Below are 15,431 nucleotides of genomic sequence, written 5' to 3' on the forward strand. Positions count from 1 at the left end.
CTGGCTGTTCACAATTCAAAGTTTTGCCTTGGAAAGCCTTGGGTGCGCGCTACCTTTGGTTGTATCATGGATCACGCCACCACCGTATTGACACTCATTCCCTGGCGATATCCGAAATCCACTCGTCGCTGATCAGGTGATTTACCTGTAGGCGAGTGCAACTGAATCAGAGAGCGACGGCCAAAGACCTGTACCCCCACACGGTCTTTGCGTCCGGATGTCCGCTTATTTTCAGGTGGCTGTTTCTCTGAGGTGTGAGCCGGATAAATCCATCCGGCCGCGGGCCAGACACGCAGTCCAGTCAAAGTCTGGCCACCCCGCCGGAGGATATCCATACTTCTCTGGCGGGGACAAAAGCCTTTGAATGCGCGACGTGCGATCAGGTCTTCAGATCATGCAGATCGTTCAGCAGGTCCAGCAGCGCTTCGTGCCGATCCGGGCCTAGCTGGGTCTTGATCTCTTCAGCCAAACGTAGTGTCACCTGCATGTTGTCTTGGATGATCTTTTCGCCTTTGGCCGTGATATCGATGATCTGACGACGCTTATCCTCAGGATGGACCCGGCGCCGGATCAAATCCTTGGCTTCCAGTTTTTGCAGAATGCGCGTCAGACTGGGCAGCAAAAGGCACGATCGATCCGCTAGATGCGTTGGCTCTTGAGGCCCTTCTTCTTTCAGAACACGCAGAACGCGCCATTGCTGTTCAGTAACACCCGCATCCGCCAGCATATTTCGAATGGGCCCCATGACCCTTTCGCGCGCCCGAAGCAGTGCAATCGGCAATGAGCGGGACGTATTAGGCAGGTCTCTGGTCATAGTAGAATTTTTGCCCAAATTGGATCAAACCGCAACTGGATAAGAATTTCACTAATTATATTAAGTACTTGACCATGTATTATATGGCCCTTTTAGGCATGTCGCAGCTTCGAGCCTCATCTCAAAATTAGTAAACAAAGCAATTAATATTGACGTTTTCTTCAGAATGACGATCACTGGACGCACAAAGAAACTAAGTCCCGGTCCGATCCCGGGGTTGGCAGAAATCTGAGGGTTGCGATGAAGTGGGATGAGTTTTCGGATTGGGGCAAACGAATTGCCGAGTGGACGCAGGACTACCATCTGACTGTTGGTGACAAACCCGTCCGCGCCCGGACTGAGCCGGGGGATATCCTCAATGCCTTACCCGCGCAGCCACCCGAGCACGCGCAGCCACTGGAGGACGTGTTTCAGGATTTCGAACAGATCGTGATGCCAGGGATCACCCATTGGCAACATCCAAGGTTCTTTGCCTATTTCAACTCGAACGCCTCAGCCCCATCGGTCCTGGCCGAATTTCTGGCAAGCGCCATCGCACCGCAATGTATGTTGTGGCAGACCTCACCAGCTGCGACCGAGATGGAAACACGGATGATGGACTGGTTGCGCCACGCGCTGGACCTGCCCGAGGGATTCGCTGGTGTTATTCAGGACTCCGCCTCGTCAGCGACATTGGCTGCTGTGCTAACGATGCGCGAGAAGGCGTTGAAGTGGCAGGGAAATCAACAGGGTCTTTTTGGGCAAAAACCCCTGCGCGTCTATTGCTCGGCCGAAGTGCACACGTCAGTCGATCGTGCCATTTGGGTTGCGGGGATCGGGCAAGACAATCTGGTGCGGATTCCGACCAAGGGAGATTGGCGCGGGATGGATCCCGCAGCACTGGAGGCAGCGATCCAGGCCGATTTAGACTCTGGTTTGCATCCGGCGGGCGTCATCCTTTGCGTTGGCGGTACAGGAACGGGGGCTACGGATCCCGTAGATGAATGTTTGAAGATTGCCCAGAAATACGGGCTTTACTCCCACGTAGATGCGGCCTGGGCCGGATCGGCGATGATCTGCCCGGAATACCGCCACTACTGGCCCGGAGTGGATCAGGCCGACAGCATCGTTTTCAACCCGCATAAATGGCTGGGTGTGCAGTTCGATTGCTGTGCGCATTTCCTGAAAGACCCCGATGATCTGGTGCAGACGCTGGCGATCAGCCCTGAATACCTTAAGACCCATGGCAAGGATGGGATCATCAATTATTCGGAATGGTCGGTACCACTGGGCCGCCGGTTCCGGGCGCTCAAACTGTGGTTCGTGATCCGGGCTTATGGTCTGGAAGGGCTGCGCGCGCGGCTGCGCAACCACGTGAACTGGTCCGTGGCGCTGCATGATCGGCTGGCGGCCGAGGGGGATTTCCAAATCGTCACTCAGCCCATGTGGTCTTTGTGGACGTTCCGCTATGCGCCGGAAGGTCATGCGGATCTGAACGGCCTGAACCTGCGTTTGGTGAACGCCATCAATGACGACGGCCGCATCTATTTGACGCAAACCCGCGTGGATGGCGATCTGGTGATCCGGTTCCAGGCCGGTCAGTTCGAAACCACCGAAGACGATGTTCGAATGGCCTATGACGTCATTACCGAAATCGCCCGCTCACTGACATAAACAGGAGGTCCGGCCATGCCAGTCCCAAAAAACAGCTTCAAACAGGCTCTAATACAGGGTGATCGGCAGATAGGCTGCTGGATGAGTTTTGCCGAATCCATCACTGCCGAAATTATGGGCACCGCCGGATTCGACTGGCTGGTCATTGATGGTGAACACGCGCCGAACGATATCCGATCAATCCGTGATCAGCTTATGGCGTTGGCTGCCAGCTCCTCGCATCCGGTGGTGCGGGTTCCGGTTGGCGACACCGCTTTGATCAAGATGGTGCTGGATGCCGGGGCGCAAACCGTTCTGGTACCGATGGTTGAAACCGCCGATCAGGCGCGACAGTTGGTTCGGGACTGCCGCTATCCCCCGACGGGTGTGCGTGGCGTTGGCGCCGGTGCGGCCCGGGCGACTATGTACGGCTCGATCCCCGAGTACATTCAATCTGCAGACGACCAAATCTGCCTTTTGGTGCAAGTGGAAAACCGCGCCGGAATGGCTGCGCTGGATGATATCTTGAAGGTCGAAGGCGTCGACGGGGTGTTTATCGGCCCAGCGGATCTGTCCACCGACATGGGATATCAAGGAAACAGCGCAGCGCCGGAAGTGCGCGCTGTCATTGCGGATGCCATCACAAGGATCAGGGCCGCGGGCAAAGCGCCCGGCATTCTGGGCACCAATGACGAGGCCAGCCAAGCCTATTATGAAATGGGCGCACAGTTTCTTGCGGTCGGCATTGATGTGATGTTGCTGGCGCAGGCATCCCGGGCGCTGGCGGCGAAATGGAAGGCGAAATAGCGCGTCAGGCGTACATGGTGGCCGCGGCCTGCGCATAACCACCTGATGCCCCATCCACAAAGTGAACATGATCGTCGCGCGTCGCCGAGGGGACGATACAGGTCATCATTGCCTCGTCTTGCGCATGCAGCCCATAGCGGATCTTGCCTTGTCCGCGTGCCTGTTCAAGCATCATCCGGATTTGCGTCAACGTGGCAGCGTCACAATCCAGCGTCATTTTCAGCCCATCATCGAATTTACGGTAGTCGGCGTTTCGGCTGACCATACGCTTGTAGTGACCGGGTTCGAAATTGCCCAACCGTTTGCCCGATGTGAACAACAGGGCGATCAAAAAGTTCTGGCCCAGCAATTTGATCCGCTGCAGCAACAAATTGTTCCCAGCTCGTGATACGCGGGCATCCAGGCCAACATCCGGAGGTGGCCAGCTGATCGGCGGGCCATCTTCTGGTACTGGATGACCCGAACGCTCCAACCCCTCTGAAGCTGACAGAACCGAGCGGGCCAAATCCGCAAAGTCACTCTCGGTCGCATTTGCTGTGGGCTGAACGACGATCGAGACGATTTGACCATTGCGTGCCTTGCTGTTGGACCACCGGCAGGACAAACCGGTTAGGTCGGGCTGTGCACCAGGTTTGGCAGGCGGCACCATAAAGGTACCAGCCTTCATCTGCGCCTCAGCCCAGGCCAACCCGCCACCCGAGAACATGGCGTAATCCACCCCATCAGACGGCGCATAACGCGCGACCCGCAGGTCCTTTCCGGCCTTACGAATTTCGGCAACCGGAACCAACGCCGCGCGCAGCGAGATCGAGAATTCTTCGTCCGCCCAGCGCCTGAGGTCTGCCAATACCGCTTTGGCGGTGTCGATCTCACTTGCGGGCACGGCGAATCCGGCTCCGTCGCCGCCAAAAACATAAGGAAACTCCTTGCCGTGCAGCGCGTTGATCATTGCCGAGATCACCGCCGCGCCGACCATATTCACCGTCTTGTATCGCCCTTTTGCAATCTCACCGGTGGAGTCGACGATATCTGCCACGCCCAACGCCCAATCGCCCGGAACAGCAGAGAAACGCGCCGGATCCACCAAACCGGTAAAGTCCCGCAACAGGGGAAGACTGTCATAGAACGCGGCCTGGGCGTCTTTCATTGGCACCTCGGATATTCGGTAAGGACAAGGATAGCCCGAATGCGATCACTGTCCGGCAAAATCAGTATAGCACACGCGCTTGTGTGTGGCACCGTGACGTGCCAAGCATTTCTTCGCCGGTTTGGGGGAGAGGGTTTTCATGAAGGCAGGTCTGGTGGTGTTGTGCCTGGGCTATGTGCTCAGCCAGTTCTTTCGCGCCTTTCTCGCGGTTCTCAGTGTTGATCTGGGGCGCGATATCGGGGCCACACCCGAGGATCTGGCCTTTGCGTCAGGTCTTTGGTTTCTGATCTTTGCCGCCATGCAGTTGCCCGTAGGCTGGGCACTGGACCGAGTTGGACCGCGCCTGACGGCGGCGGTCTTGCTGCTGGTCGGTGGTGCCGGCGGAGCGGCATTGTTTGCCCTATCCAGCTCCCCTTTTCACATCGCCATCGCCATGGGGTTGATCGGGGTCGGCTGCTCACCGGTGTTGATGGCATCTTACTATATCTTCGCCCGCGAATTCCCATCTGCCCGCTTCGCCACTTTGGCGGCTGTCATGCTGGGCGTTGGATCGGTCGGCAATCTGGTTGCCTCGTACCCTACTGCGCTGGCGGTTGAGCTGATGGGATGGCGCGCCACGATGGGAATGCTGGCCGTTTTTTCCGCCGCGATCGCGTTGGGCATCTGGTTCAGCGTGCATGATCCCAAACGTGTCGAGACCGAACACAGGGGATCGGTGCTGGACCTGCTGAAAGAACCCGCGCTGTGGGCGATCCTGCCGCTGATGCTGGTGGCCTATGCCCCGTCGGCGGCAACGCGCGGCCTTTGGGCCGGGCCATACCTCAGCGATATCTTCGGCCTTAGCACCACCCAGATCGGGACAGCGACCCTGATCATGGGGGCGGCGATGATTGCAGGTACCTTTGCGTATGGGCCGCTCGATCGAATGCTGGGCACGCGAAAATGGGTGATCTTTGGCGGCAACGCGCTGGGCACAGTGGGGCTGGTTCTGATGTGCCTTTGGGTCGACAACGCAGTTTGGCTGGCGGTTGTCCTGATGGCAGCGATCGGGTTTCTGGGGGCAAGCTTCCCGGTCATCATGGCTCATGGCCGGGCCTTTGTGCCGCCGCATCTGGTTGGGCGCGGCATGACCCTGCTGAACCTCTTCGGCATTGGCGGTGTAGGACTGGCGCAATTCGTCACCGGCCGCATCCATGCCGCCACGGTGGACATCAGCCCGACCGCGCCCTACACAGCGATATTCGGCTTTTTTGCGGTCACGCTGGCCATCGGCTGCGTGATCTATTTGTTCAGCGGCGACAGCGTCGACTAACGCTGGAACTGCCAGGAGTGTCCATGTCCGACCCGCGCGTCATTGCCCCCAACCTCAAACGCAGACTTTCGGGTGTGACCGCCACGATTGCCCGGTTGGTGCCGCTGCAAGTGCAATGGATCGACATCGCGGCCACCGGGCCGGGTCTGCCGGATGACATCCCACATATCCCGCTGGGCCGCCTGCCCTTTTTGTCGCGCGAAACACTGCGCGTCTGGCACGCGCGCCGCAATACCGAGATGCTGCTGGGCCTGATCCTGCGCAATGTGCTGCGGCTGCGATTGAAGCTGCTGTTCACCAGCGCCTCGCAACGCGCGCATAGCGGCTACACCAAATGGCTGATCGACAAAATGGACGCGGTCGTCGCAACTTCTCGCAAAACCGCCGGGTATCTGGAGAGGGATGCGCAAGTCATCATGCATGGCATCAACTTGCAGGATTTCACACCGCCCGAAGACAAAGCTGCAGTTCGGGCGCGACTGGGTTTGCCAGATGGTCTATTGCTGGGCTGCTACGGCCGCATTCGTCACCAGAAGGGCACCGATGCTTTCGTCGATGCAATGATCGAACTGTGCGGCCGCTTTGACGACGTCCATGGCATCGTCATGGGCCGCGCCACGGAAAAGCACACCAGCTTCCTGACCGAACTGAAAGACAAGGTCGCCGAGGCGGGCCTGTCCGACCGCATTCTGTTCATGCCCGAGGTGACCGTCGATCAGATCGCCGAATGGTATCAGGTGCTGGACCTGTTCATCGCCCCGCAACGGTGGGAAGGGTTCGGCCTGACGCCGCTGGAAGCAATGGCCTGCGGCGTGCCGGTTGTTGCGACCGATGTCGGCGCGTTCTCCGAGATCGTCACCGACCCGTCGCTGGGCCGAGTGGTCGAACCTGGTGATATCCCCGCGCTGGCCGAAGCCGCCGCCGAGATGTTGTCCGACCGCGAATCCCTTGCCCATTCCGGTATCGCAGCCCGCACCCATGTCGAGCAGAATTTCGACATCAGTGGTGAGGCAAAGACGCTTGTCGCGCTCTATGAACGCCTTTTGACCGACACCTGAGGCGATGCGCCACGTCAAATCGGTGCCATTGCGCGAAATAAACCCCGAAAACTCTTTTTTATTTGCTGCAACGCGGCTATGAACGCGCGTCCTTAACATTGGAGACATGAAATGGGCTATCGCGTCGTAGTCGTCGGCGCCACGGGTAACGTGGGCCGCGAAATGCTGAACATTCTGGCTGAACGCCAGTTCCCCGTTGATGAACTTGCTGTTTTGGCAAGCCGTCGTTCGCTGGGCACCGAAGTAAGCTTTGGCGACACGACACTCACTACCAAGGATCTGGACACGTTCGATTTCACCGGCTGGGACATGGCGCTGTTTGCCGTAGGGTCCGAGGCGACCAAGGTCTACGCCCCCAAGGCGGCCAAAGCTGGCTGCGTGGTGATCGATAACTCGTCGCTCTATCGTTATGACCCGGACATTCCGCTGATCGTACCGGAATGTAACCCGCAGGCGATCCACGACTACAAAAACAAGAACATCATCGCGAACCCCAACTGCTCGACCGCGCAGATGGTTGTCGCGCTGAAGCCGCTGCATGACCGCGCGCGCATCAAGCGCGTTGTCGTGTCGACCTATCAGTCGGTGTCTGGCGCCGGTAAGGAAGGCATGGACGAGCTGTGGGATCAGACCAAAGCGATCTATAATCCCACTACGGACGTGCCACCAAACAAGTTCCAGAAGCAGATCGCCTTCAACGTCATTCCCCAGATCGACGCCTTCATGGAAGACGGCTCGACCAAGGAAGAGTGGAAGATGGTTGTGGAAACCAAAAAGATCGTCGATCCGTCGATCAAGCTCACAGCCACCTGCGTCCGCGTTCCAGTCTTTGTTGGCCATTCTGAGGCCGTTAACATCGAGTTCGAGGAATTCCTGGACGAAGACGAAGCCCGCGACATCCTGCGCGAAGCTCCGGGCATCATGGTGATCGACAAGCGCGAACCCGGCGGCTACGTCTCGCCGATCGAATGCGCGGGCGATTTTGCCACGTTCATCAGCCGTATCCGTCAGGACTCGACCGTGGAAAATGGTATCAACCTGTGGTGCGTTTCAGACAACCTGCGCAAAGGTGCAGCGCTGAATGCAGTGCAGATTGCGGAACTTCTGGGCCGTGAGGTTCTGAAGAAGGGCTGATCATACACTCCAAAGTCGTTATGTCAGAAGAACCCGCCGACACGGCGGGTTCTTTTTTGCGTATAGCCAATTCACGGCCACCAGCTTCGGACAAAGGGATGGAAGACGGCGGGCGTTTTGAACCTGTGAAGAATACGATCAAAGTCTTCAGAGAATGACAGCATCCAACGACTTTGGATGTTTGGTTACAGCTTCCCAGCCATCTTCCGTAACAATGAAACTGTCGCCTACCTGCGCACGAAACGTATCCGCTGTTACCGACCCATCTACGGCAAAAATCATTCCAGGCTGCAAGACGGTCGTGTCGCCAGTAACCAACTGCGGTTTCTCTAGATAGCTAAATCCCGTCGCACGTCCACATCGAAACGGATACTCATACCCCGCGCCCTGAATGGCTTCTGCATAGGCAGCATGTACGCTTTCGGCGGTCACGCCCGGACGCAGAGCATCTAACGCTGCCGCTTGGCTGGCAACAGCAACTTCGTAGATGCGTTCTTGTTGCTTATCCACGATCTCGCCGATCCAGAAAGTGCGGTCGAAGCCCAGTTTGAAACGGTGGAAATTGGTCATTCCGCAGAAACAAAGAAATACCGGCTCGCCTCGTCTCATGATCCGGGTGGTCGCGCGATGATGGGTTTTGGTGATGGTGTCTCCCGAGGCCATGATTTGCAGAAAATGAGTGTTGGGAGACATATCTGCCGCATCGTAATGCGCAGCTAGAAGCTCTGCAGCCTTTCGTGTGCCCGCCTGAGACGTCGCGAGCGCGACTTCAAATTCCGGTACTCCATCTCCAATGGTATTGCGTCCGGCCTCCATCATCGCCATGGCCACCTGCCCCGCATGGCGGGCCAACTTGAGTTCATCGACGGACTTAATCATGCGCATCTCAGCGAGTATTGGCGTGACGCTGACCATCCGGTCTAAAGGAACAAGTTTTTCCACAAAGGCGCGAACAACCGGTGGCATAAGATCGGGTTCAACCCCGACACTTAACGCGCCCTTTACTGCGGTGGGAAGTTCGGCTCTCCACTCGCCGCCCATTCCGTCGTTCCACGCGGCGATACGCCCGACTTTTGCCAAAGAGAGGGCTGCGTTCAGATCAATGGTGGGCGTTATCAACAGGCATTCCCCATCGCTGTGCACGACCAGGATCGTTGGTCTGCCGAACTCCATGTGAAGGTAGTCGTAGTAACCGGTCAAATAGTAGACGTTGTCGTCGTCCGTAACGAGGGCAACGTCGATTCCGGATTCACACATATGGCTCTGGAACTTTTGCATCCTCTTAGCAAACATCAACGGCTGCCTCCTGAGTCTTTACGGTGAGCATTTTATGAGACTTCGGGCTTTTGCCGCTCACCCCTTCTGCTCAACCAATGCTTTGAGGTTTGTCAGACCGCGCTCGTAATCTCCGCCGACCCATTTATCCATCATCAGTCCCATCCAGCGTGACATGGGGTTCATGCCTAGATCGGATTCGAACCCCCAGGTAACCTGAGTCTGTTCACCCTCGGGCGTCAGATCGAAGGAGGCCGATGCGGACCCCATCGGACCGAAATCAAGCGCCGTTATGACGGTTTGATCCGGAACGCTTTCGACGATTTCCTGTGACCCAGTACCAACCTGCGGGTGTTCAGATGCCCAATTCAAGGTGTTGCCGACGCCCGCCTCAGGGCCGCTGTAGGACAGCTGGGTTTCGGGATCGCGCGTCAACCAAGGTGACCATTTTTCAGTTTCCTGCATCGAATTCACGTAAGGAAAGATCGCGCCGGCGGGTGCGTTGATCGTGATGCTGCGGGACAGTACGGCCTTGCCCGGCAAAAGGTAAGACACACCAACCAGAACCAGAATAAGAACAAGCAGAGTGATGAAAATACGTTTAATGAATCGCATGACGCGCTCCTGATCGAAAGAGTGTGGTTTCGATCATAGCAAAAAATGGCGCGAAATCAGAGACCTGATCCGCGCCATTCGAAAACTCTCAGATGTCAGCCCGTTTAGACAACCACGAATTTCTTCTCGGCCGGGTCATAACATTGCAAGCCACCTTCACCGATGTCGGTCCACAGCCCATGCAAGCTCAGCGAGCCGTCATTTACCGCAGAGGAAACGAAGGGAAAGGTCATCAGGTTCTCCAGCGATGCCACGACTGCCTGCCGTTCAAACTGCCGTGCCTGATCGACGCTGTCTTCAACATCGGCAACCAGGTCATATTTCGGTTTCAGGATATCCATCCAGCGGCCAACAAAGCTTTCTTTCGCCTCCAGTTGCGGGGCTTTTCCCTTGCACATGTCGATGCAGCCCTGAACACCTCCGCATTGCGAGTGGCCTAGAACGATCAGGTGCGCGACTTTCAGTGCCGTGACCGCATATTCGATTGCTGCACTGGTGCCGTGGTGATCGCCATCCGGCGCATAAGGTGGCACAAGGTTGGCGATGTTGCGGTGAATAAAGAACTCGCCCTGATCGGCACCGAAGATCGATGTCACGTGGACCCGGCTGTCACAGCACGAAATCACCATCGCACGCGGGCGCTGCCCTTCAGTGGCCAGGCGGCGATACCAAACCTGGTTTTCCGAATAGGTGGTGGCTTTCCACCCGTGGTACCGCTTGACCAGATAGGTCGGCAGAGGTTTGGCTAAGTCCATTCTCATGTCCCCGTTCTTTTGTCTGTCGGCTGCTGTAACCTGAATTCGCAGAAAATTCGACCCATTTTCCAGCATCGACGCAAGGTTTTGCAAAGGATTCTACCGTCAATGTCCAGCTATGCCGTGGGGGCGTAGAGAATTGGGGTAGATGTGGTGGATAAAATAGTCACGCTTGAACAAAAGGAAACCGTTCGGCTGGATACGGACCGCTTGAACGGGCTGTATCACCAATTGGGCGACAAGAACGCATTGGATGTTTTGTGCCGTACCGTCGAGGAATTGGCCGTGCGCCTGTCAAACTGCGAGCGATTTTGGCGTCAGCGCGACTGGGCCGGGCTGCGCAAATGCGCCCGGTCATTGGTGGCCATCGCCGAACAGATTGGCATGACCGCGCTGGCCCGAGTCGCCGGTGATGTGGCGCAATCTGTGGATGTTGGGGATGCGGTCGCGACGGGGGCCACCCTGTCGCGCCTGATCCGTGTAGGTGAGAAATCGCTGACCGTGATCTGGGATCAGCAGGATCTTTCCCTCTGACGGGGCTTGCGGACGGATCGTGGGCGGCTAGGCTGAGCGTAATTCGAACCAGCCGAGATACACATGACCCTGTCCTTCGCTTCGCCGTCCGAACCCTCTGTTCCGCTGCATGTCATTTCGCAACCCGATCTCGACAATTGGCTGCAAGACCAGCCAAGCCACATCGCATCGTGGGTCGAGGCCAATGGATTCACCGGGGCCATGGGGCAGGCACTGCTGATCCCGCAATCAGATGGTGCGCCCGAAATGGCCTTGGCCGGTTACGGAAATAGCAACAAGCGCGCGCGCAAACGGTTCCCGTTGGCAGCGGCGGCCGAAGCCTTGCGGAAGGGAACCTATCACATCGCATCAGGTGTGCCCGCTGATGCGATAAGCAACGAGTGCCTTGGTTGGTTGCTCACAGGATATGCCTTTAACCGTTACGCCAATCAATCACCCGCCAAGGCGCGACTCATCGCACCGGAAGACGTCGATGCCGCGCGAATTGAGGCGCTGGCCAATGCCGAGGCGCTGACCCGCGATTTGGTCAACACACCGGCCTCGGACATGGGACCGGATCAGCTGCAGGCCGCAGCCGAGGATTTGGCGCAGGAATTCGGCGCGTCCTGTTCGGTAATCAAAGGCGACGACCTGTTGGATCAAAATTTCCCGCTGATTCACACTGTCGGACGCGCCGCCGCGCAAGCTCCGCGCTTGATCGAGATGACATGGGGCAACACCGGGCCCAAACTGACCCTTGTCGGCAAGGGTGTGTGCTTTGACACTGGCGGGCTGAATCTGAAACCAGGAAATTCGATGTCCCTGATGAAAAAGGATATGGGCGGTGCGGCCAATGTGCTGGGTTTGGCGCGGATGATCATGGCAACAAAGCTGCCTGTGCAACTGCGCGTGCTGATCCCAGCGGTTGAGAATTCGGTCGCGGGGAATGCCTTCCGTCCGGGGGATATCCTGACGTCGCGCAAAGGTCTGACGGTGGAGATTAACAACACCGACGCCGAAGGGCGGCTGGTTCTGGCTGACGCATTGGCGCTGGCGGATGAGGGTGAACCTGACCTGATCATCTCGATGGCGACGCTGACCGGTGCCGCGCGCGTCGCGGTTGGCCCCGATCTGGCGCCCTTTTACACCGATGACGATGGCGCTGCAGACGCGCTGGCCAACGCTGGTCGGCAATCGGCCGACCCTGTCTGGCGGATGCCTTTCCATGAACCCTATGAGTCGATGATCGAACCCGGCATTGCTGATTTGGACAATGCTCCATTAGGTGGGTTCGCAGGCTCGATCACCGCGGCCCTGTTCTTGCGCCGCTTTGTGGGTGACAGCCGCTATATGCATTTCGACATCTATTCCTGGCAGCCCAGCAAGGCCCCCGGACGCAGCAAAGGCGGTCTGGGCCAAGGGCCGCGTGCCTTGCTGACCGCCCTGCCCGAGATTCTGAACCTATGACCCGCCTGCGCGTCATACAGCCGGTTGTTGATTTGTTGCGCAGCCCGAATGGCCCCAGGGACCGGCAGCTGTTGTTTGGTGACCCGGTAGATGTTGTTGACAAAACCGATGGGTGGAGCCGGATCACCTCGGACAAGGACGGTTATCCCGGTTGGGTCAGGTCCGATCAGTTGGGACCTGAGGCGCAACAGACCCACTGGGTCACCGCGCCCGCGACACATGCCTATAAACAGCCCGACATGAAAAGCCAGGACCGCGTATCGCTGAGTTTCGGCAGCAAATTATGCGTGCTGTCGGAACAGAATAGGTTTCTGGAAACAGAACTGGGGTTCATTCCGGCGATTCACGCCAAACTCAGCGCAACTCACCTGACCGATCCCGTAGCGGTGGCCGAGCTGTTTCTGGGCACACCCTATCTTTGGGGGGGAAACAGTCGCTTCGGTATTGATTGTTCCGGGTTGGTTCAGGCCGGTTTGCTGGCCTGCGGCATACCCTGCCCCGGTGATAGCAGCGATCAGGAACGCGAACTGGGTATGGCGCTGCCTACCGGGACTGAACCAAAGCGCGGGGATCTGTTGTTCTGGAAAGGCCACGTGGCATGGGTCTATGGCGAGAACATGCTGCTTCATGCCAACGCCTACCACATGGACGTGACGTTCGAGCCGATGGATCAAGCAATCACACGGATTCTGGAGCAGGGCGACGGGTCTGTAACAGCCCACAAAAGGCTCTAATCAAGGTCAACCGACCGGATCAGCTTGCGTTCCAACACGCGCAGCACGGTGCGCAGGTCATGGCCTCGCTTCAAGATACGCCCGTCCATGCCGATCACCGAATACATCCCCTGTTTGGACCGCAGACGAGGGTGTTTTTCGACCCGGTAGATCGGATGCTCTGCCGTGCGTCTGAAAATGGAAAAAACTGCCATATCGCGCAGGTTGGAAATGCCATAGTCACGCCATTCTCCGGCGGCGACCATCTTGCCATAGACAGACAGTATATGTGACATCTCGCGCCGGTCGAACGCGACGGGCATCTGGGCCGAGTTTGCAGAAAACCGGCTGGGAGGCTGCATGTTCATACCCTCAGCCTTGCCGGAAAACGCATTTGAATCAAGTCCGGTGCCAACAGGTGTGGTAAATTTGAATCGTTTCGTCCTACCGCCGCCCAACTTGCCGACAGATCAGAATCACCGGCAAAAGCCCAACTGCCAGGATCACAAGCGAGGGAACCGCTGCGCCCTCCAACCGCTCGTCTGAGGCCAGACGATAGGCCTGGACCGCAAGCGTATCAAAGTTGAATGGGCGCATGATCAAGGTCGCGGGCAGCTCTTTCATCACATCCACAAATACGATCAGCAAGGCTGTCAGCAGCGAGGGTGTCAGTATTGGTAGATGCACACGGCGCAAGGTGCCCAGCGGCGATTGGCCCAAAGATCGGGACGCGGCATCCATATTGGCGTGCACAGTACTCTGCCCGCCTTCATACGCGCTGAGCGCTGCCGCAAGAAAGCGCACCATGTAAGCTGCAACCAGCAACCAGATCGACCCGGTCACCAGCAGACCCGTCGAGACGTCGAACGTCTGGCGCATCCACGAATCCAGCGCGTTGTCGAATCTGGCGAAGGGTACCATCAGGCCAACGGCGATCACGCCTCCAGGCACCGCATAGCCCAACCGCGCCAGATAGCCTGTGGTCGATGATCCCCGACCCGGGCGAAGGCGCTGAAAGAACCCAACGCAGATCGCGGCGCAAACCGTGACCACGGCGGCCACTCCTGCAAGTGTCAGCGAGTTTTGAATGAACCCGAGATATCGCCGCGACAGTAGGTTTTGTTCCGAGGTCAGGCCCATCTGGATCAAGATAAATACCGGCAGCAAGAACCCCAGCACCACGGGAATAGCGCACAAGGTTATGGCAGCTGCGGATTGCCAGCCCTTAAGTTGCGCCGAAGGCAGCGAGGCATGGCTTTTGCCTGCCTGATAGTACTTTGCCTTGCCGCGCTGCGTCCGCTCGGCCACGGCCATGACCAGCGCAAAGCCCAGCAGGCACAAGGCCAACTGCGCCGCACCCGCCCGGTCGCCGATCGAGAACCAGCTTGTGTAGATGCCCGTAGCAAAGGTCTGAACGCCAAAATAGGCGACGGTTCCAAAATCGGCGATGGTTTCCATGATGGCCAGCAGGACACCACCGGCAATGGCCGGGCGGGCCATCGGCAAAGACACGTGCCAGAACGCCAACCACGGGCTTTTGCCCAGTGCACGGGCGGCCAGAAAAGCGGTGGCGCTCTGTTGCAGAAACGCGGCCCGCGCCAGCAGATAGACATAAGGGTAGAGCACTAGGATCAGCATCACCGCCGCGCCCTCGGTCGAGCGGATTTCCGGGAACCAATAGTCGCGCGGCCCCCAACCCGTCACGTCGCGCAGCGTGGTCTGCACGATACCGGGGTGATCCAGAATGAACGTATAGGCATATGCCAGAACATAGGCCGGAAAAGCCAGCGGCAGGACCAGCGCAATCTCCAGAAAGCGCACACCGGGAAAGCGTGTCATCGTCACCAGCCACGCCGCGCCCACCCCGATAGAGAACGTGCCCATAGCCACCAAAACGACAAGGATCACGGTTGTCAGTGCATACCCGGGTAAAACCGTCTCGAACAGATGCGAGACCGTTTCCGTACCCCCCGTCACCGCCGCCAGAACAACCGCGACCATCGGCAGAAGACAAGCCGCTGCCACCATATAGGCCACAGTGGCCACCAACCGGGTGCCCAGCGCGCCGCGATTGCGTTTTCCGTGTTCTGAATAGTCGATTTCGGCCATGGACCTGGATTGTAACTGGCGTTGGCTATTGATCAGCCTTTAATCGACCAAAATGCTAAGAAACACCAGTGCAGGAAAAA

At 57.9% G+C, this 15,431-nt stretch carries 16 protein-coding genes; 9 read left to right on the forward strand and 7 right to left on the reverse strand.

Translation table 11 applies throughout. The annotated features are described in order from the left end of the window. Nucleotides 1–379 precede the first annotated feature (379 nt). Nucleotides 380–814 carry a homoprotocatechuate degradation operon regulator HpaR gene (gene hpaR / locus RUA4292_RS20110; RefSeq protein WP_058279200.1) on the reverse strand — a complete coding sequence of 145 codons (435 nt, stop codon included), beginning with the start codon at nt 812–814 and terminating at the stop codon, nt 380–382. A gap of 240 nt (nt 815–1,054) precedes the next feature. On the opposite strand from hpaR, the gene RUA4292_RS20115 reads away from it, so the two are divergent. After that, the gene (locus RUA4292_RS20115) at nt 1,055–2,467 is read left to right on the forward strand and encodes a pyridoxal phosphate-dependent decarboxylase family protein (protein WP_058279201.1); all 1,413 of its coding nucleotides are present in this window, start codon (nt 1,055–1,057) and stop codon (nt 2,465–2,467) included. 15 nt (nt 2,468–2,482) lie between these two features. Continuing rightward, nucleotides 2,483–3,253 (forward strand): HpcH/HpaI aldolase family protein, encoded by a 771-nt coding sequence (locus RUA4292_RS20120; RefSeq protein ID WP_058279202.1) that lies wholly within the window; start codon nt 2,483–2,485, stop codon nt 3,251–3,253. A gap of 4 nt (nt 3,254–3,257) precedes the next feature. Here RUA4292_RS20120 and RUA4292_RS20125 read toward each other — a convergent pair whose 3' ends face one another. Next, nucleotides 3,258–4,400, reverse strand: a complete 1,143-nt coding sequence (locus RUA4292_RS20125; RefSeq protein WP_058279203.1) for a DUF3095 domain-containing protein — start codon at nt 4,398–4,400, stop codon at nt 3,258–3,260. Between the two features lie 139 nt (nt 4,401–4,539). Here RUA4292_RS20125 and RUA4292_RS20130 point away from each other — a divergent pair, with 139 nt between their 5' ends. From RUA4292_RS20130 to RUA4292_RS25415, 4 genes are all read left to right on the forward strand, one after another. Further along, a complete protein-coding gene (locus RUA4292_RS20130) occupies nt 4,540–5,712 on the forward strand; it encodes an MFS transporter (RefSeq protein WP_058279204.1) in 1,173 nt (390 codons plus the stop codon). A 23-nt stretch (nt 5,713–5,735) separates the two neighbouring features. After that, nucleotides 5,736–6,770 (forward strand): glycosyltransferase family 4 protein, encoded by a 1,035-nt coding sequence (locus RUA4292_RS20135; RefSeq protein WP_058279205.1) that lies wholly within the window; start codon nt 5,736–5,738, stop codon nt 6,768–6,770. Between the two features lie 111 nt (nt 6,771–6,881). Next, nucleotides 6,882–7,904, forward strand: a complete 1,023-nt coding sequence (locus RUA4292_RS20140; protein ID WP_058279206.1) for an aspartate-semialdehyde dehydrogenase — start codon at nt 6,882–6,884, stop codon at nt 7,902–7,904. 20 nt (nt 7,905–7,924) lie between these two features. Next, nucleotides 7,925–8,062 carry a hypothetical protein gene (locus RUA4292_RS25415; RefSeq protein ID WP_233493507.1) on the forward strand — a complete coding sequence of 46 codons (138 nt, stop codon included), beginning with the start codon at nt 7,925–7,927 and terminating at the stop codon, nt 8,060–8,062. Here the strand turns inward: RUA4292_RS25415 and RUA4292_RS20145 are convergent. The 3 genes from RUA4292_RS20145 to RUA4292_RS20155 all read right to left on the reverse strand — a co-directional run bounded on the left by RUA4292_RS20145 (nt 8,052) and on the right by RUA4292_RS20155 (nt 10,549). After that, the gene (locus RUA4292_RS20145) at nt 8,052–9,197 is read right to left on the reverse strand and encodes a M24 family metallopeptidase (RefSeq protein WP_058279207.1); all 1,146 of its coding nucleotides are present in this window, start codon (nt 9,195–9,197) and stop codon (nt 8,052–8,054) included. The two genes, RUA4292_RS25415 and RUA4292_RS20145, sit on opposite strands and share 11 nt — an antisense overlap. Before the next feature lie 60 nt (nt 9,198–9,257). Next, nucleotides 9,258–9,794, reverse strand: coding sequence for an SRPBCC family protein (locus tag RUA4292_RS20150; RefSeq protein WP_058279208.1), 537 nt, complete (start codon nt 9,792–9,794; stop codon nt 9,258–9,260). Between the two features lie 104 nt (nt 9,795–9,898). Then, nucleotides 9,899–10,549 (reverse strand): carbonic anhydrase, encoded by a 651-nt coding sequence (locus tag RUA4292_RS20155; protein WP_058279362.1) that lies wholly within the window; start codon nt 10,547–10,549, stop codon nt 9,899–9,901. 153 nt (nt 10,550–10,702) lie between these two features. Here RUA4292_RS20155 and RUA4292_RS20160 point away from each other — a divergent pair, with 153 nt between their 5' ends. From RUA4292_RS20160 to RUA4292_RS20170, 3 genes are all read left to right on the forward strand, one after another. Continuing rightward, nucleotides 10,703–11,083 carry a hypothetical protein gene (locus RUA4292_RS20160; RefSeq protein WP_058279209.1) on the forward strand — a complete coding sequence of 127 codons (381 nt, stop codon included), beginning with the start codon at nt 10,703–10,705 and terminating at the stop codon, nt 11,081–11,083. A gap of 63 nt (nt 11,084–11,146) precedes the next feature. Next, nucleotides 11,147–12,529 carry a leucyl aminopeptidase family protein gene (locus tag RUA4292_RS20165; protein ID WP_058279210.1) on the forward strand — a complete coding sequence of 461 codons (1,383 nt, stop codon included), beginning with the start codon at nt 11,147–11,149 and terminating at the stop codon, nt 12,527–12,529. Next, nucleotides 12,526–13,263, forward strand: a complete 738-nt coding sequence (locus tag RUA4292_RS20170; protein ID WP_058279211.1) for a C40 family peptidase — start codon at nt 12,526–12,528, stop codon at nt 13,261–13,263. Before RUA4292_RS20165 ends, RUA4292_RS20170 begins: the two co-directional genes overlap by 4 nt. Here the strand turns inward: RUA4292_RS20170 and RUA4292_RS20175 are convergent. Both RUA4292_RS20175 and RUA4292_RS20180 read right to left on the reverse strand, forming a co-directional pair. Then, complete coding sequence (locus RUA4292_RS20175) at nt 13,260–13,610, reverse strand: DUF2794 domain-containing protein (RefSeq protein ID WP_058275250.1); 351 nt, start codon at nt 13,608–13,610, stop codon at nt 13,260–13,262. The genes RUA4292_RS20170 and RUA4292_RS20175 overlap by 4 nt on opposite strands. Nucleotides 13,611–13,686: 76 nt before the next feature. Beyond that, nucleotides 13,687–15,351, reverse strand: coding sequence for an ABC transporter permease (locus RUA4292_RS20180; protein ID WP_058279212.1), 1,665 nt, complete (start codon nt 15,349–15,351; stop codon nt 13,687–13,689). Nucleotides 15,352–15,431: the final 80 nt, after the last annotated feature.

The organism is Ruegeria atlantica, assembly GCF_001458195.1.
GTDB lineage: Bacteria > Pseudomonadota > Alphaproteobacteria > Rhodobacterales > Rhodobacteraceae > Ruegeria > Ruegeria atlantica.